We start from the raw sequence: 17,047 nt of genomic DNA, 5'->3' as shown, positions 1-17,047 counted from the left end.
CATGGATCGAGTGGAGCGTGCGGTACGGAGGCGTCAGAAGAAGGAGGAGAAGGCGCGGCGGCGCGCGGCTCGCAAGCCGAGCGTGCTCGTTCAGGAGTTCTGGAACCTGCCCAACATCCTGACGCTCGGGCGAATCCTCCTCATCCCCCTCTTCGTCTGGCTGCTCTACGAAGCGGACCCGTACTCGTCGTTGCTGGCGGCGGCGGTGTTCGCGGTGGCCTCCATCACGGATGTCGTCGACGGCTACCTGGCGCGCCGTTGGAACCTCATCACCGTGGTGGGCAAGTTCATGGATCCCCTCGCCGACAAGCTCATCGCCATGGCGGCCCTGGTGATGATGGTGCGCCTGGGGCGCATCTCGGCCTGGGTGGTGGTCGTCCTGCTGGCGCGCGAATTCATCATCAGTGGTCTGCGCACCATCGCCGCGAGCGAGGGCATGGTCATCGCCGCGGGGCAGGAGGGCAAGTGGAAGACGTCCCTGCAACTCGTGGGCATCATCTCGTTGTGCGTGCACTACGAGCACCCCGTGGACTGGGGCTTCTACGCCTCGCCGGTGGACTTCAACAAGGTGGGCCAGGTGCTGGTGTACCTGTCCGCGGCCTTCTCCGTGTGGAGCGCCGTGGTCTACTTCCGCGCCTTCCTTTCGATGCTCGCGCGGCGCGGAAATGGGGATGAACAGAAGGCTTGACGCCCCCGGAGGCGGACTGTATACCCGCCTCACTTTCGACGGCGCCGCGAGGCACCGACGCAAGGGCGGCACGAGTGACGAGAAGCGGGAATAGCTCAGCGGTAGAGCATCGCCTTGCCAAGGCGAGGGTCGAGGGTTCAAATCCCTTTTCCCGCTCCACACACTCTTTCTGATGCGGGAATAGCTCAGCGGTAGAGCATCGCCTTGCCAAGGCGAGGGTCGAGGGTTCAAATCCCTTTTCCCGCTCCAAGAAACAAGAAGCCTCCTGGGAAGCCAGGAGGCTTTTTTGTTTTCTGGCCCCGGAGCCGTCCAGGCATGCGGGCGCCCGAGGGGCGGGCGGTGAGGCGGCCCGCGCTCTTTGCACGGCTGGCCTCGCCCCGAGCGTGGCGCTGCGGTATGGATGCCGCCAACATGCTTCGCAATTTCCGTGAGCTCTACCAGTACCGCGGCCTGCTGTTCAGCCTGGTCCAGCGCGAGCTCAAGGCCCGCTACCGTGGCTCGGTCCTGGGGTTCTTCTGGACCTTCCTCAACCCCACGCTCCAGATGCTCGTGTACGCGCTGCTCTTCAGCGTCTACATGCGCCAGAACCTGCCCCACTACACGTACTTCATGTTCGTGGGGTTGCTGCCCTGGAACTGGTTTTCCAGCTCTCTCAACGCGGGGGCGAGCGCCATCAGTGATCGGCGTGATCTGATGACCAAGGTGCGCTTCCCCGCGCAGGTGCTGCCGGCGACGGTGGTCGTCACCAACCTGTGCAACTACGTGTTGTCCCTGCCGTTGATGGTGGGCCTGGGGCTCTTCTTCGGCGAGTGGCCCACCTGGCACGTGGTGGCCTTCCCCGTGGTGCTGGTGTGCCAGCTGTGCTTCACGCTGGCGGTGGTCTACATGGTCTCGGCCTTCAACGTGCGCTTCAGGGATCTGCAACACATCGTGACCAATGTGTTGATGATGTTCTTCTTCCTCACGCCCGTGCTCTACCCGGCGACCACGATTCCCGAGCCCTACCGTCCCTTGATGACCCTGGCCAACCCCATGGCCATCCTGGTGACGTCCTACCAGTCCATCTTCTACGAGCACCGGTTGCCGGATTTCTGGCCGCTGATGGCGCTGATGGTGGGGGCGTTCGGCCTCCTCTGGTTGGCCACCCTGGTGTTCGAAGCCCGTCGCGAAGAATTCGCCGAGTCCATCTAGCCCCATGACCGTCGCAGACAACGCCAACGCCATCGTCATCCGCGATGTCGTGAAGAGCTTCCGCAAGAGCACCATCCGCCGCGAATACACCACCTTCAAGTCGGAGCTGGTGCGGTGGATCCGCGGTCAACGCCAGGCCGGGGAAGTGCGCCTCATCGAGGCGCTCCGCGGCATCAACCTGACCATCCCCCGCGGGCGGACCGTGGGCATCCTCGGCCGCAATGGCTCGGGCAAGAGCACGCTGCTCAAGCTCATCACCGGCATCTACTCGCCCACCACGGGGAGCATCGAGGTCAACGGGCGCATCTCCGCGCTCCTGGACCTGGGCGCGGGCTTCCACCCGGACTTCTCCGGGCGGGAGAACATCCTCATCAACGGCATCATCCTCGGGATGACCCGTGCCGAGGTGTTCGCGCGCATGGATGAGATCATCGCCTTCAGCGAGCTGGGCGACTTCATCGATGAGCCGGTACGCACCTATTCGAGCGGCATGTACATGCGGCTCGCCTTCTCCGTGGCCACGTACGTGGACCCCGACATCCTCATCATCGACGAGATTCTCGCCGTGGGGGATCAGCACTTCGCCAAGAAGAGCCTGGCGAAGATGACGGAGTTCAAGGAGCGCGGAAAGACGATCGTCCTGGTGACGCACGACCTGGGCACCGTCGAGCGCTGGTGTGACATGGCGGCGTGGATCGACGGTGGCCGCATCCGCCGCGTGGGCACCCCCGCCGAGGTGGCCGACGAGTACCGTCAGGCCATCGAGATCGCCGAGGCCTCGGCCGTCACCTTCATTCCGCCCGCGCTGGCGCTGGGCGACACGGGCCGGCTCCCCGATGTTCCCTCCGTGACGGGCTCCGGCGAGGCGCAGCCCACGACCGCCCCGGTGACGCTGCTCGGTGTGCGTTTGATCGATCAGGCGGGCGCGGAACTGCGCCACCTGTCGCCTGGACAGTCGGCGGAGGTGCTCATCGACTACGCGGCGTGTGAAGGCACCGGAGACGCCGAGTTCGAGGTCTCGCTCGAACACGCGGATGGCAAACTGCTCTACGCGACGAGCACCCGGCTCGACGCGGTGAGCCTGCCCGAGCGGTTGCCGCCCCAGGGCCGCGTGCGCTTCATCCTCGAGCGGTTGGAGTTGCTGGGCGGTGACTACGTGCTCGGCGTCCAGGTGAGGACGGCGGGGGGCGAGGCGCCTGGTCCGAAGACGCAGTGCCACTTCACCGTGGTGTCCGAGCACGGGGAGAAGGGCGTCTTCCGCCCGGCGCATCGGTGGGTGGTGGAGAACTCCCTCCCGGCGCGGGCCCTGAGTTCCGTGTCCTGAGAGAGGGGAGGGGCCCTGGCTGACCAGGGCCCCGGAGGTGCTACCTCAGACCATGCACTTGAGGACCTTCTTGAGTGTCCCGTGGATGCGCGCGCTGCGCTTCTTGAGCACCGCGTTGGCCTTGTTGATGACCCGGAAGCGCAACGGGCCCTGGGTGTCGTTCAGCAACTGCTGGCGCACCGTCTCCGCGGCGGCTTGCTGACCCTGTTGATGGTAGCGGCCCAGCTCGTCCTGGAATTCCTGCTCCGTCAGCAGCATCTGCAGGTTGCGCTTGGTGGCGTCCTTGAGCACCGAGGAGATGGCCCAGTTGCGCTGCTTCTCCCTCCGGGCGGCCTCCGAGGCGCTCCCATGGAGGATGGAGTTCGAGCCATCATCCCGCATGCGGTACTCACAGCTGGGCACGCCCGGCGTGAAGACGGGCCGGAAGAGCGCGCACAGCCGCAGGAGGAAGCTGTAGTCCTCGTGCAAGGACATCTCCTCCGCGAAGCTGATCTGGAAGTTGCCCAGCCGGTGGCGGTCCATCACGTACGAGTGGCAGGTGATGTAGTTGTCGTGGATGAGCAGGCCGAGGTTGAACGTGTCGTCGCGGCCCATCTCGTCCTTGTAGCGGCAGAACAGCTCGCCCCGGGGGCCGTTGTCGAAGAAGGCCCGGCGGATGCGGCCCATGGCCCAGGCCGCGCTCCCCGCCTTGAGCGCCTTGATGAGCTGATCGTAATGCTGGGGGTAGATGACGTCGTCATCGTCCAGGAACGCGAGGTACTGGCCGCGCGCCGTCGCGACGCCCCTGTTGATGAGCCGCGCGCGGATGTCCGTGTCCGAGGGCTCGTGCACCACCTGGTAGGAGAAGCCTCCGAGCGGACGGTACTTCTCCAGCAGTGCCTTCAGCTCGGCCACCACCTGGACTTCCTGGCACTGGCTGACGATGACGATCTCCAGGGGCTGATGGTCCTGGCAGGACAGCGCGAAGATGGCGTGATCCAGGAACTTGAGCCGGTCGCGCGAGTGGTTGCGCATCACGATGCTGAGCAGTCCGGGGACCAGCTCGCGTGAGGGCGTCTCGTCGGATTGATGCGCGAGCCGGCCCCAGTACAGCACCTGATGATCCACGCTGTGGGGATTGAGCTGGTGGAAGAGGTTGCGCAGGGCCTTCTCGGCGTCGCGCGCGAGCACGCCCTTGAGGCGCGCCGGCTCGAGCACCTGCCGCTGACGGACCTTGAAGCCGCTGGCGGTGAGCCAACGCGTGAGCTGTTCCTCGGTCAGGCTGCGGGGCAGCGCCGCGCCCGTGAGCGAGGCCATCAACAGGGTCGCCGACGCGGTGTTGTAGAAGGGAATGGCCAGGTCGGCGTGAGGGTTCACCGTCGCCAGCTCGCGCAGGAACTTCTCCGGCTCGCCCATCTCCGCCCAGTTCTCCGCGAGCACCATCACGTCCGGACGGAAGGTGTTGAGCGATTCGCGGGCCGGGCTGGACGCGGCGCCATGGGCGGGGAGGGCCATCAGCTCCCTCGGGTCGATCGACAGCACCGTGCATCCCGCCTGTTGGAGCCGGAGCGGCAGGCCCGCGCACTCTCCGAGCAGCGCGACGCGCGAGCCGACTCGCGCTTCCGCGAGCACCGCGCGATGGAACGCCTCGTTGATGGAACCACTGGGTGCTTCCGGGACATCGCCCGGCTTCGGCGACGGAACGATCTGAACGGGGCTCACCACCGGACCTCCGCCATGTGGAAGAGGTGGGCGAAGTTCGCCACCTTCAACATCTCGGCCGAGGGCGCCGGAATGGTGGGCGTCATGAAGGGTTCGCCTCCGCTGTTGAGGTACTCATTCATCCACGCGCGGTGCATCTGCTCGTTGCCGTACTTGTGCGCGAGGTAGGTGCCACTCTTGAGGAGCATCAGCTTGCCCGTCAGGCTGTCCGGGCGGTTGCCGACGTAGTGATGCGCCAGGGCCTTGGGCGCGAGGCTGATGTTGAACTGGTGGGCGCGCGCGCGCCACGACAGATCCACATCCTCGCAGTACATGAAGAAGTTCTCGTCGAACCCGCCCACGGCCGAGTACAGCGCCCGGGTGATGAGCAGCACGCAGCCGCTACACCACGGCGTGACGTGTGTCTGCCGGTCGTAGACCTTCGGGTGCTCGTCCGGAAATTGGAGCGCCTCCACCAGGCCGGGCTTGCGCTGGCGCTTCACCTCGGCGATCAGCTCCGCGAGGCAGTCCGGGTGCAGGATGGAGTCCGGGTTGACGCACAGGTAGTAGCCGACCTCGGCGTCCCGGAATGCCCGCTCCATCAGGACGTTGTGACCCGCGCCAAAGCCCAGGTTGCGCCGCGCGTGCTCGTAGCCGGCCTCCGGCGCGAGCTCCCGCACGAGCGCCTCGAGCGAGGCATCCGGCGAGTTGTCGATGAAGTTCAGCACGAAGGACGGACAGCCAGGAGCGGCGCGGTTCAGCTCAATCGAGCAGAGGAGCTGTTGGAGCTGTTTGCGGCTGTTCTGATAGAGAACCACGCCAATACTCAGGCGAGGGTTGACGGAGTTCAAATGCATACTCCCGACCGAAGCTGGAGAAGGGCCGTCCAGTCAACGGGCATGTGGACGGCAGCGGCATAGGCAACTATACGAAACCCCGTAGCGCATCAAGGTACCCCCTTCCTCTGGCCGTGCGTCAAGTCGGCTGAGCGACGGGCACTTCCACGCGAATTTTTTCGCTTCAATCCTCGTGGCGCCGGGCCGCGTTGCTTCATCGCGACGAAGCGAGCGGGCCGCGTGGGACTGTCAGGCCGAGTGCACGGGAGGCGAGCGTGCGCGCAAGAAGACGCACGGGCTGTCACGTGAAAGCCGCATCGCGCTGGCGGCTTCGAGCCCCGTGGTAGTAGAGGGAGGCCCCCGTTGTTCCCCTCGTGCGAGCCGCCAGGCACGCGGCCTCGACTTCTCTTCATCTTCCGCTGTCCGGACTTGCCCGACATGAAGCGTCCTCCGTCCGCAGAACCGACGCAGTCTGCCCACCGCGACGAGCCCCCTCTGGCCTCGTTGCCCGAGTTCGATGGGGACGGGCCCCCCGTGGTGTCCGGCTCGCCGTCCCTGGGCGATCTGGCGGAGATGGTCGCTGCCCAGAAGCGGCTGCTGCAGACTCTCATCCCCTGCACGGGCGCCACCTGTCAGGATCTCCCGCTGCACCAGCGCACCTTGCGGCTGCTGACCGAGGAGTTGCGCCGGCGGCTCCCCGACGGCGCCGCCAAGGCCCATACCCCGCTGCAGGCCGCGCAGCAGGCCGCGGATGTCTTCCAGTTCCAGGTGCCGCCCTCGCACCGCAAGCAGCTGGGCCGCGCCGTGACGGCCGCCAAGACGGCCCTGGTCGAGGGACTCAAGCCCTTTCACATCGAGCTGCTGCGCCCCCAGCACGCCTTCAACCACGAGATGGTCGCCGTGCTGGAACAGCTCTCCTCCCAGCGCGCCACCAGCACCTCCATGGACCTGTCCGACTGGGTGCGCCGCCGGTTGGAGCCCGTGAGCGAGCCGACGCGCTGGCGCATCCAGTCCCATCGCAAGAAGGGCCTGGGCGCCGCGGTCCAGTTCGCCAAGAAGTCCTATCTCCAGGCGCTCCAGCCGGTGCTGGGGCAGGTGCTCGAGCGGCAGCGGCGGTGGAACGAGGCCGCCGTGCGTCTGCTCGTCGTCGCGGCGCGGCCCCGCAGGCCCGAGCCCCAGGAGTGTCAGCGCCTGGTGGCCGAGCTCCATGCCCTGGCCAATCCGCTCGATGCCTCCGGTTCGTTGGGGCTCCGCGCATCCGCGGGGTTGTGGCGCGAGGTGTTCCGCCGGCAGACCGCTTTCAACTACGAGGTCACCCTCTGCCTGGCCAACGCGTTGGAGACCCGGCCCCCGGTGGAGGCTCGCGTCGATGACGGCTACCCGGAGTGGTGCGCCGAGCACGAGCCCGCCCTGATCGCCCGCGCCGCCGAGGCCCTGACGCACCTCACGGCCCGTCCGCTCGTCAGTCTGGTGGTCGCGGTGGACGACCCCCCCGAGCCCCTCCTGCGCGCCTGCATCGAGTCGGTTCTCGCGCAGTCGTACGAGCACTGGGAGTTGTGTCTCGTGGACGATGGTTCCCAGGCGCCCCACGTGCGCGAGCTGCTCGCCCGCTACGCGCGCCAGGACCGCCGCATCCGTGTCCAGCACCTGCCGTCCCATGGCGGCATCGCCCACGCCACCAACGCGGCCATCGCGCTCGCCGAGGGCGAATTCGTCGGCTTCCTCGAGCAAGAGGACACGCTCGCGCCCCATGCCCTCGCCGAGGTGGTGTTGCGGCTGGCGCGCGAGCCGGACGCGGAGTTGATCTACTCGGACGAGGATCGTCTCGACGCCTCGGGTGGGCGCTTCGGGCCGTTCTTCAAGCCGGACTGGTCCCCGGACCTGCTGCGCAGTGTGAACTACCTCCACCACTTCGTGGTGGTGCGCCGCGCGCCGCTCACCGAGGCGGGGGGGATGCGCGAGGGCTTCGAGGAGGCGCGGAACTACGAGCTGCTCCTGCGGCTGAGCGAGCGCGTCCGCCGCATCGTCCACGTGCCGGGCATCCTGTACCACGCGCGCGCCTCGGACGTGCCGGCCTCGGACGCGGGCGTGCGGGCGCTGCGCGAGCACCTGGCGCGCCGGGGTGAAGTGGCCGAGGTGTCGGAGGTGGCTCCCGCTCACTACCGGGTGCGCTACCCGGTGCGCGGCACGCCGCTCGTCTCCATCATCGTCCCGTTCAAGGACAAGCCGGAGCTGCTGCGGATGCTCACCGGCACCCTCCTGGAGAAGACGCGCTATCCGCACTTCGAGCTCCTGCTCGTCTCCAACAACAGCACCCAGCCGGAGACCTTCGAGGTGCTGGAGTCGCTGACGGATCCGCGCATCCGCAAGCTCACCTGGGACCATCCCTTCAACTACCCGGCCATCAACAACTTCGCGGCCCGGGAGGCCCGGGGCGAGCTGCTGCTCTTCCTCAACAACGACATGGAGATCGTCGATCCGGAATGGCTCGATGAGCTCATCGGTCAGGCGCAGCGGCCCGAGGTGGGCGCGGTGGGCGCCAAGCTGCTCTTCCCGGACCGGACCGTGCAGCACGCGGGCGCGGTGGTGGGCATCACCGGTTTCGCCGGACACCCGTTCTGGCGCATGCCGGACACCGCCACATGGACGCCCTTTGGTCACGCCGACTGGGTGCGCAACTACCTGGCCGTCACCAGCGCGTGCGTGATGTTGCGGCGCGAGCTCTTCGAGCAGCTCGAGGGTTACGACGAGCGGTTCCTGTTGTGTGGCAGTGACGTGGACCTGGGGCTGCGCCTGGTGGCCCGGGGACTGCGCGTCGTCTACACGCCCCACACCCGCATCATCCACCACGAGTCGGCGAGCCGCCGGATGGACGCCATTCCGGAGAACGACTTCTGGCGCTCCTTCTCCGCGTACCGTCCCTACCTGGGCCCCGCGGGCGACCCCTTCTACAACCCCTTCCTCACGCTCCAGGGGACGGATTGTTCGCTGCGGCGCCACGAGGAGGACGGCGAGGCGCTGGCGGTGCGGACGCTCGCGAGGGATCTGCCCAGCACGCGGGAGGAGAAGGCCAGCGAGCGCGCGCTCCACCAGCGCCACGTGGCCGACCATGTGAAGGCGCTCGATCATTCCTCCGAGCAGGTGCGGCGCGCCCGCGAGGAAGCCCCCGAGCGTCTGGCACGGCTGAGGAGCAAGGGCCGCATCGAGCGCGTCTCGTGGTTCCTGCCGTCCTTCCACCACCCCTACGGCGGCATCCACACGCTGCTGCGCTTCGCCGACCTGCTGCGCTCGCGCCATGGGGTCCAGAACGATCTCATCATCTACAACAACCCGAACGTCACCGAGGCGGAGCTGGAGGCGCGCGTGGCGCCGCTCTACCCGAACGCCCCGGGCCGCTTCCGCGTGCTGCGCCATCTGCAGGAGGTGGGAGAGCTGCCCGAGTGCGATCTCGCGGTGGCCACCATGTGGACCTCCGCGTACCCGGTGCTCTCGCATCCTCGCGCCACCGTGCGCGCCTACTTCGTCCAGGACTACGAGCCCCAGTTCTTCGCCGCGGGCACCTATTCGGCGCTGGCCGAGCAGACGTACCGGCTCGGGCTGTACGGCATCTTCAATACCTCGGGCCTGTACGAGTACGTCACCTCGCACCACCCGATGCAGGGCTGCTGGTTCGAGCCCACGGTGGATCGGAGCGTCTTCCACGACGCGCGGCCCGCCCGTAAGGGCCCCGTGCGCATCTTCTTCTACGGACGCCCCTCCTCGGACCGCAACGCGTTCGAGCTGGGCATCTCCGCCCTGCGCCAACTCAAGGCGGAGCGGGGCGCGGCCGTGGAAATCCTCACCGCGGGCGAGCGCTGGAATCCGGCGCAATACGGACTCGACGGCGTCATCACCAACCTGGGGGTGCTCCCGTACGAGAAGACGGCGGACCTCTACCGCGAGTGCGACGTGGGCCTGTGCTTCATGTTCACCAAGCACCCCTCGTATCTGCCCTTCGAGATGATGGCCTGCGGCGTCACCGTGGTGACGAACGACAACCCGTCCAACCTCTGGTTGCTGGAGCACGGGAAGAACTGCCTGCTCGCCGAGCCCACCTATTCGTGTGTGCTGGAGCAGTTGCGCACGGCCGTGGCGGACCCCTCCCTGAGAGCGCGCATCCGCACCGCCGCCGTGGAGCGCGTGCTGCGCACCACGTGGGAAGCCCAGGTCGACCGCGTCCACGACACGCTGGTGCGCGGCGAGACGGCGGCCGCGTCCCCGCGGCGGGCCTCGGGTCAGGGGTAGGGGGATGCGTCGCCGCCCGGTCAAGGAGTCCCTGCGGGAGTACGGCCGGGGCATCGCCGGGGGGCTGCTCTTCAGCCTGCCGCTCCTCTACACGATGGAGGTGTGGTGGGCGGGCTTCATCTCCCAGCCCGGCAATCTCCTCGTCTATTTCGTGGCCACCTTCGTGTTGCTGCTCGGCTACAACCGCTACGGAGGCTTCCGCCGGGACGTGGACTGGAGCGAGGTGTTCACGGACTCGGTGGAGGAGCTGGGGCTGGGTCTGCTCGTGTCCGCCGGAGTGCTCTGGCTCATCGGCCGCATCCAGTGGGGCAGCTCCCTCCAGGAGATCGTCGGCATGGTGGTGGTGGAAGCGGGCTCGGTGGCCATCGGTGTGTCGGTGGGCACCGCGCAGCTCGGCGCCGGAGGCGATGACGAGGAGGGCACGGAGGACGAAGAGGATTCGCGGCGCCTCGAAGCGGCGGACCACGTGCCCGCCCAGGTCGTCATCGCTTTCTGTGGCGCGGTGCTCTTCGCGGCCAACGTGGCGCCCACGGAGGAGATCCTGATGATCGCCGTGGAGACCACTCCGTGGCGGCTGCTGGGGCTGGCGCTGGTGTCGCTCCTGCTCGGGGGACTCATCCTGTTCCAGATCGACTTCACCCAGGCCCATCGCTTCACGCGCCAGAGCCTGCCCTGGGACGTGGTGGCGGGGACCTTCGTCACCTACGCCGTGGCGCTGGTCGCCAGTGCCCTGGTGCTGTGGTTCTTCGGGGGCTTCGACGGCAATGCTCCACCCGTGTGCGTGGCCCAGGTCGTGGTCCTGGGACTCGCGGGGACCCTCGGAGCGTCCGCGGGAAGGCTGCTCATCCAATCATGAAGGCGAACAGGAACTGGCTCGAGGGCGTCGTCTTCCTGCTGAGCTGCGTGCTCGTGGCCCTGGTGCTGGGCTACGTGGCGGTGGACGCGTGGACGGCCGGGGACGCGCCGCCAGATCTCGTCATCACCCTGGGCGGGGCGAGCCAGGGCGCCGATGGCTGGCGCGTGCCCGTCAAGGTGTTGAACCGGGGCGACATCGTGGCCGAGCAGGTGCGGGTGGGCGTGGTGTTGCGCGATGGGGAGCGGGTGCTGGAGCAGGCCGAGTTCTTCCTTCCCTACGTCCCCCGGCAATCGGAGCGCGAGGGCTGGGTGACCTTCCGCCACGAGCCCTCCCGTCATCAACTGGATGCGCGGGCGCTCGGCTACGCGAAGCCGTGAGCGTCAGGCGCCCCGGCGCTTGCGTCCCGGGGCTGGCGTGGGAGCGGGGGGCTCGGTGGGCTTCTCCAGTGCGTTCAGGCGCGCCATCACCTCGCGGCGCCATGCGCTCTGGGCCCGGGTTTCCTCGCGCTGCTGCTCGTAGATGAGGGCGAGCGAGTCGAGGATGGCCTCGTTGAACTCCACCTGCTTGCGCAGCATCTCGTTGATGAAGGGCTGGAAGACGAGCCGGAAGGCGCGCTTGGCCGTCACCAGGGCGGGACCCACCACGCCCGTGCGGTGCGAGGTGGGCGGCTCCGCGTAGCGGCTGTCCTTCTTCGTGCGCGGGATCTGCAGGAGGGGGGGCCACTCCGTCTCCGCCTGGGCGCGTTGGGACGCGGCGAGCAGCTCGCGCATCGCCTCCAGCTTGTCGGCCGGGGGCTCGGGCACCTCCCGGGCTTGTTCCGCCAGACGCTCGGGGCTGGGTGACGTGGAGAGGAGTTCTTCAGGACGCACGGGACACTCCGGGGAGCCGCAGGGCCTGGACGAGCGCCTTCTCGGCGGATTCAGACTGGTGGAAATCAACGGAGAACAGCCGCGAGCCCAGGTGCGTGGCCACCTCGGACGCGGTGGAGTCCTGGCGTGTGTCGCGCAGGCCCCAGGCGCGCGAGGCCAGGTGGGGCAGGGTGTCCCGGGTGATCCATGAGTCGGCGGGCAGGAAGACGGCGGGGCCGCGCGAGGTTCGCAGCGCCATCTCCAACGATGACGAGCCCGGAAGCTCTCCGTCTGGGTCCCGGCACAACGGCTCATCCGGCGAGAAGGCGTGCACCCTCTGCCCACCGATGATCAACGCCCGGGGCGCGCGCTGCTCCGGAAGCGGCGAGGGATCCAGGGTCAACAGACGGCACGAGGGCAGCCGCTCCGCGAGCCGCCGTGCGAGCCGGGACGCCGGAGCGTCGGGGAAGGCCGCGAAGCCCGGGCACACGAGGTTCACGTCGCCCGCCCGCGCGCGGACCTCGGGCGGGCGCGGAGTGCCCGCGAGGAAGGGCTGGAGCGAGTCCCGCACGGCATCGGCGACGGAGGCCTGGCCGAGCCGGGCCACGCGGGCGTGCTGGGCGGCGATCATCTCCCGCTTGAGGGCGGGGTCGCGCTCCAGCGCCGCGAGCAGCCGCGCGACCTCCAGGGGCTCGTTGGTCAGGGTGGCCACGCCCGCGCCCCCCATCGTCTCGGGCACGGCGGCGGCGCCGTAGGCCACCACGGGCACTCCGCGATGCATCGCCTCCAGCAGCGGCACGCCGAAGCCCTCGTGCCGGCTCATGGACAGGTACACCGAGGCCGCCGCGTAGCACGCGGACAGCTGCGCCGCGCTCACCCGCCCGAGGAAGTGGACGCGCTCGGCGCCGAGCATCTCCTTGAGCCCGTACAGGTACGCGCCATAGGGCGTCGCGCGGTTGAGATAGCCCGCGATGACGAGCTGGGCCCGGGGCTGATACAGCCGCTGCCAGGCGGTGAAGACGCGCAGCACGTCGTCCATGCGCTTGCTCGGCACGGCCCGGCCCACGAACAGCAGGGTGGGGCCGCCGTCCTCCAGCTCGGCGCGCAGCAGGGGATCCGGCGCCACATCGAAGGCGTTCCAGTCCACCGCGAAGGGCAGCTCGCTCACGTGCGGGAAGCCCGCCGCCACCAGCTCCTCGGCGCTGAAGCGGGAGTAGGCCCAGGCCTGCTCCACCAGCGGGCGCAGGGCGATGAGCTCGTCGCGAGCCGCGTCGCAGGCCCGGGCCACATTGCGCTCGAAGCCCTCGAAGAGCCGGGCGGGCGTGATGTTGTGGTAGATGAGCGCCTTGCGTCCCGGTGAGCGGGCGATGAGCGGCACGAGCCGGGACTCGAAGCTGTGGTGGATGAGCAGGGCGCTCGTGTCGTCCGCCTCGCGGGGATAGTCGCGCACGGGCCGTACCTGGTCCCGGCAGGCCTCGTCCCACTGCTCCGCGTAGATCTCCGAGGCGTAGCCCCAGCCGCGCAGCAGCTCGCGCAGGTAGCGCACCTGGTTGCCCACCGCGTCACCCCAGGCGAGTCGGGGCACCAGCTGGTGGACCGCCCGGGCCGAGGAGGGCCGGGCCGTCCGTCTGCTCAAGGGGATTTTCACAATGCCTCCAGCGTGTATCCGTGGCGGGGCCGACGCACAAGGCCGCCTTGACGTACCGAGGACCCTTCGCTAGTCAGGCGCCCGGTCCAACCTTCACTCTCCGAGTTCTGTCGATGAACGTCCTGGTCACGGGTGGCTGCGGTTTCATTGGGTCCAATCTCGTCAAGTACCTGCGCCGGGCTCGGCCGGAATGGACGATCGTCAACCTGGACAAACTCACCTACGCGGGCAACCTCGAGACGCTCAAGGAGCTGGAGGGCGACCCCCAGCACATCTTCGTGCGCGGTGACGTGGCCAACCGCGAGCTCGTGGACCACCTGATGGCCTTGCACGGCATCGACGCCGTCATGCACCTGGCGGCCGAGAGCCATGTGGACCGCTCCATCCTGGGCCCCGACGCCTTCGTGAAGACGAACGTGCTGGGCACCCAGCACCTGCTGGAGGCCAGCCGCGAGCGCGGCATCAAGCGCTTCCTGATGGTCTCCACCGACGAGGTGTATGGCTCGCTCGGTCCCACCGGCGCCTTCACCGAGCACTCGCCCCTGCAGCCCTCCAGCCCCTACTCGGCGTCCAAGACGAGCTCGGATCTGTTGGCGCTCGCCTGGCACCACACGTACGGCCTGGATGTGGTGGTGACGCGCTGCTCCAACAACTACGGCCGCTACCAGTTCCCCGAGAAACTCATTCCGCTCATGGTGGTCAACGCCCTGCACGACAAGCCGCTGCCCGTCTACGGCGATGGCGCCAACGTGCGGGACTGGCTCCACGTGGACGACCATTGCTCGGCGCTGCTCGTGGCGCTGGAGAAGGGCCGCGCGGGACAGGTCTACAACATCGGCGGCAACTCCGAGCGCAGGAACATCGACATCGTGAAGGCCATCCTCGGCCTGCTCGGCAAGCCCGAGTCCCTCATCAAGTTCGTGAAGGATCGGCCGGGGCACGACAAGCGCTATGCCATCGATCCCACGAAGATCCGCACCGAGCTGGGCTGGACGCCGGCGCACACCTTCGAGCAGGGCATCCAGGCGACGGTGCGCTGGTACGTGGACAACGCGGCCTGGTGGGAGCGCGTGATGAGCGGCGCGTACCGCCAGTATTTCGACACGCAGTACAAGACGCGCCTCAACGGCTAGGTCAGGAGACCGCTCTCATGCGCTTTCTCGTCACGGGTTCCAACGGACTGGTCGGCAGCCGGGTGTGCACGCTCCTGGAGCGGGCCGGGCATGAGGTGGTGGGTCTGGGCAAGGGGCCCCGGCGCACCCCCGTCACCTACGCCTACGTGGAGTGCGATCTCACGAACGAGCGGAACGTGGCCTCCGCCCTCGAGACCGTGGCACCCGAGGTGATCATCCACCCGGCCTCCATGACGGATTTGGATGCGTGCGAGCGCGATCCGGAGCAGGCCTTCGCGGTGAACGTCACCGCCACGGCGGCGGTGGCCCGGAGCGCGCGTAAGCTCGGCGCGCACCTGGTGCACGTGTCCACGGACTACGTCTTCGACGGGGAGCACGGGCCCTATGACGAGCAGGCGCTGCCCAATCCGCGCGGCGTCTACGCCCTCACCAAGCACATGGCGGAGCAGGCGGCGCGCACCTTCGTGCCCGGGTGCGCCATCGCGCGCACCGCGGTGGTGTATGGCTGGCCCGCGGCGGGCCGCGCCAACTTCGGCGCCTGGCTGGTGAGCACCCTGGAGAAGGGGCAGCCCGTCCGGCTGTTCAAGGATCAGTTCGTCTCCGCGAGCTTCGCGGACAGCGTGGCGGCGATGCTCGTGGAGCTGGGCGAGCGCAAGCTGGGCGGCGTGTGGAACACCTGTGGCGCGGAGGTGGTGGACCGGGTGAGCTTCGGCCGGGCCCTGTGCGAGGTGTTCGGCTTCGATGCCGGCCTCATCACGCCCACGCGCCTGGCGGACATGAACCTGGCGAGCCCTCGTCCCCTGCGCAGTGGGCTCCGGGTGGACAAGGCGCGCGAGCGCTTGCTCACGCAGCCCTTGCCGCTGGGCGAGTCCCTGAGGCGCTTCCACGCCGCGTGGCAGGCCGGGCGCGGTGCTTGAACGGAACGTCCCGGGCCGGATATAGCCCCCTCGGGTCCCCGGAAGACGCGCGTCGCATGAAGGGCCGGATCGCGCGGGCTCCAGGGGGGACCTCGAGAGGGATGTCATGAAGGGAATCGTTCTGGCCGGGGGCTCCGGCACGCGTCTGTACCCGCTCACCCGCGTGGTCAGTAAGCAGCTGCTGCCCATCCACGACAAGCCGATGATCTACTACCCGCTCACCACGCTGATGCTGGCGGGGATCCGGGACATCCTGATCATCTCCACCCCCTCGGATCTGCCGCGCTTCGAGGAGCTGCTCGGCACGGGTAAGCAGTGGGGCGTGAACTTCCAGTACGCGGTGCAGCCGAGCCCCGACGGACTGGCGCAGGCCTTCATCATCGGCCGCGAGTTCGTGGGCCGGGATCCCGTCTCCCTCATCCTCGGCGACAACATCTTCTACGGCCACGGCCTGAGCGAGCAGGTGCAGAGGGCGGCGGCGCGCACCTCGGGCGCCACCGTCTTCGGCTACTACGTGAAGGATCCCGAGCGCTATGGCGTGGTGGAGCTGGACGCCCAGGGCCACGCCTTGAGCCTCGAGGAGAAGCCGGCCCAGCCCAAGTCCAACTACGCGGTGACGGGCCTGTACTTCTACGACAACCAGGTGCTGGACATCGCCCGGGAGCTCAAGCCCTCGGCGCGCGGCGAGCTGGAGATCACCGACGTCAACATCACCTACCTCCGCCAGAAGCAGCTCCAGGTGGAGCTGATGGGCCGTGGGTACGCGTGGCTGGACACCGGCACCCACGAGTCGCTGATGGAGGCCAGCAACTTCATCCAGATCATCGAGCACCGTCAGGGCCTCAAGGTGGCGTGCCCCGAGGAGATCGCCTACCGCATGGGCTACATCACCAGCGCCCAGGTGGCCGAGCTCGCGCACCCCATGCGCAAGAACGAGTACGGGCGCTATCTGCTGGACCTCATCGAGAACAAGGGAGCGCGCACGTGAAATGTACCCCCCTGGATGTGCCCGGCGTGTTGTTGCTGGAGCCCAAGCGCTTCGGCGATGACCGGGGCTTCTTCATGGAGATGTTCCACGCGAACCGCTACGCGGAGCTGGGAATCCCAGGTCCCTTCGTCCAGGACAACTTCTCGCGCTCGGCGAAGGGGATCCTCCGGGGACTGCACTTCCAGGAGCCCAACGCCCAGGGCAAGCTCGTGCAGGTGCTCGCCGGGGCCGTCTTCGACGTGGCGGTGGACATCCGCCAGGGCTCGCCCTCGTTCGGCCGGTGGGTGGGCGTGGAGCTGTCCGCGGACAACCGGCGCCAGTTGTGGGTGCCCGCGGGCTTCGCGCACGGCTTCTGTGTCCTCTCCGAGAGCGCGGACTTCCATTACAAGTGCACCGACTTCTACTCGCCCAAGTCCGAGCACGGCATCGCCTGGAATGACCCGGACCTGGGCATCGCCTGGCCGGTGTCCGCGCCGCTGTTGTCGCCCAAGGACGCCGCGGCCCCTCGTTTGAAGGACGCGCCCCTGTTGCCGCTCTACGTGGGTTGAGCCAGCGGCCCGCCTGGCGCCTCCTCGTGAGGCCCGAGAGCGGGCGGGCGGGCACGCCTGGCCTCCAGGGGAGTGGGGATGGGGTAGGCGCCTGGAGTGCGCATCC

The 17,047-nt window shown here is 68.3% G+C and carries 14 protein-coding genes and 2 tRNA genes; 12 read left to right on the top strand and 4 right to left on the bottom strand.

What is annotated here, in order from left to right; all coding sequences use genetic code 11:
- Position 1: 1 nt before the first annotated feature.
- From pgsA to MEBOL_RS40275, 5 genes are all read left to right on the top strand, one after another.
- Positions 2 to 688: a CDP-diacylglycerol--glycerol-3-phosphate 3-phosphatidyltransferase gene (pgsA, locus tag MEBOL_RS40295; RefSeq protein ID WP_095982376.1), complete on the top strand. Its 687-nt coding sequence runs from the start codon at positions 2 to 4 to the stop codon at positions 686 to 688.
- Between the two features lie 84 nt (positions 689 to 772).
- A tRNA-Gly gene (locus MEBOL_RS40290) sits at positions 773 to 847 on the top strand.
- Between the two features lie 15 nt (positions 848 to 862).
- A tRNA-Gly gene (locus tag MEBOL_RS40285) sits at positions 863 to 937 on the top strand.
- 162 nt (positions 938 to 1,099) lie between these two features.
- Positions 1,100 to 1,879, top strand: a complete 780-nt coding sequence (locus tag MEBOL_RS40280; protein ID WP_095983313.1) for an ABC transporter permease — start codon at positions 1,100 to 1,102, stop codon at positions 1,877 to 1,879.
- A gap of 4 nt (positions 1,880 to 1,883) precedes the next feature.
- Positions 1,884 to 3,203, top strand: coding sequence for an ABC transporter ATP-binding protein (locus MEBOL_RS40275; protein WP_095982375.1), 1,320 nt, complete (start codon positions 1,884 to 1,886; stop codon positions 3,201 to 3,203).
- Positions 3,204 to 3,248: 45 nt separating this feature from the next.
- On the opposite strand, the gene MEBOL_RS40270 is transcribed toward MEBOL_RS40275, so the two are convergent.
- Together MEBOL_RS40270 and MEBOL_RS43910 are read right to left on the bottom strand one after the other, a co-directional pair.
- Positions 3,249 to 4,904, bottom strand: coding sequence for a glycosyltransferase family A protein (locus MEBOL_RS40270; RefSeq protein ID WP_157823985.1), 1,656 nt, complete (start codon positions 4,902 to 4,904; stop codon positions 3,249 to 3,251).
- On the bottom strand, positions 4,901 to 5,740 hold the full coding sequence (locus MEBOL_RS43910; RefSeq protein WP_095982373.1) for a glycosyltransferase family 2 protein: 840 nt from the start codon (positions 5,738 to 5,740) through the stop codon (positions 4,901 to 4,903). Before MEBOL_RS43910 ends, MEBOL_RS40270 begins: the two co-directional genes overlap by 4 nt.
- Before the next feature lie 417 nt (positions 5,741 to 6,157).
- On the opposite strand from MEBOL_RS43910, the gene MEBOL_RS40260 reads away from it, so the two are divergent.
- The 3 genes from MEBOL_RS40260 to MEBOL_RS40250 are packed head-to-tail and all read left to right on the top strand — an operon-like array spanning position 6,158 to position 11,236.
- On the top strand, positions 6,158 to 10,003 hold the full coding sequence (locus MEBOL_RS40260; RefSeq protein ID WP_281256624.1) for a rhamnosyltransferase WsaF family glycosyltransferase: 3,846 nt from the start codon (positions 6,158 to 6,160) through the stop codon (positions 10,001 to 10,003).
- Positions 10,004 to 10,007: 4 nt separating this feature from the next.
- A complete protein-coding gene (locus tag MEBOL_RS40255) occupies positions 10,008 to 10,859 on the top strand; it encodes a TIGR02587 family membrane protein (RefSeq protein ID WP_095982372.1) in 852 nt (283 codons plus the stop codon).
- Positions 10,856 to 11,236, top strand: coding sequence for a hypothetical protein (locus tag MEBOL_RS40250; RefSeq protein ID WP_095982371.1), 381 nt, complete (start codon positions 10,856 to 10,858; stop codon positions 11,234 to 11,236). Before MEBOL_RS40255 ends, MEBOL_RS40250 begins: the two co-directional genes overlap by 4 nt.
- A gap of 3 nt (positions 11,237 to 11,239) precedes the next feature.
- On the opposite strand, the gene MEBOL_RS40245 is transcribed toward MEBOL_RS40250, so the two are convergent.
- A complete protein-coding gene (locus tag MEBOL_RS40245; RefSeq protein ID WP_095982370.1) occupies positions 11,240 to 11,728 on the bottom strand; it encodes a hypothetical protein in 489 nt (162 codons plus the stop codon).
- A complete protein-coding gene (locus MEBOL_RS40240) occupies positions 11,718 to 13,343 on the bottom strand; it encodes a glycosyltransferase family 4 protein (protein WP_245919300.1) in 1,626 nt (541 codons plus the stop codon). Before MEBOL_RS40240 ends, MEBOL_RS40245 begins: the two co-directional genes overlap by 11 nt.
- Before the next feature lie 125 nt (positions 13,344 to 13,468).
- Here MEBOL_RS40240 and rfbB point away from each other — a divergent pair, with 125 nt between their 5' ends.
- From rfbB to rfbC, 4 genes are all read left to right on the top strand, one after another.
- Positions 13,469 to 14,488 (top strand): dTDP-glucose 4,6-dehydratase, encoded by a 1,020-nt coding sequence (gene rfbB / locus MEBOL_RS40235; protein WP_095982369.1) that lies wholly within the window; start codon positions 13,469 to 13,471, stop codon positions 14,486 to 14,488.
- Positions 14,489 to 14,505: 17 nt separating this feature from the next.
- The gene (locus tag MEBOL_RS40230; RefSeq protein WP_095982368.1) at positions 14,506 to 15,405 is read left to right on the top strand and encodes an SDR family oxidoreductase; all 900 of its coding nucleotides are present in this window, start codon (positions 14,506 to 14,508) and stop codon (positions 15,403 to 15,405) included.
- A 106-nt stretch (positions 15,406 to 15,511) separates the two neighbouring features.
- Positions 15,512 to 16,393: a glucose-1-phosphate thymidylyltransferase RfbA gene (gene rfbA / locus MEBOL_RS40225; RefSeq protein ID WP_095982367.1), complete on the top strand. Its 882-nt coding sequence runs from the start codon at positions 15,512 to 15,514 to the stop codon at positions 16,391 to 16,393.
- A complete protein-coding gene (rfbC, locus tag MEBOL_RS40220; RefSeq protein WP_095982366.1) occupies positions 16,390 to 16,941 on the top strand; it encodes a dTDP-4-dehydrorhamnose 3,5-epimerase in 552 nt (183 codons plus the stop codon). Before rfbA ends, rfbC begins: the two co-directional genes overlap by 4 nt.
- Positions 16,942 to 17,047: the final 106 nt, after the last annotated feature.

Source organism: Melittangium boletus DSM 14713 (assembly GCF_002305855.1).
Lineage (GTDB): Bacteria > Myxococcota > Myxococcia > Myxococcales > Myxococcaceae > Cystobacter > Cystobacter boletus.
Note: the sequence above shows the minus strand (reverse complement) of the source record. Positions and strands in the feature narration are given on the sequence as shown.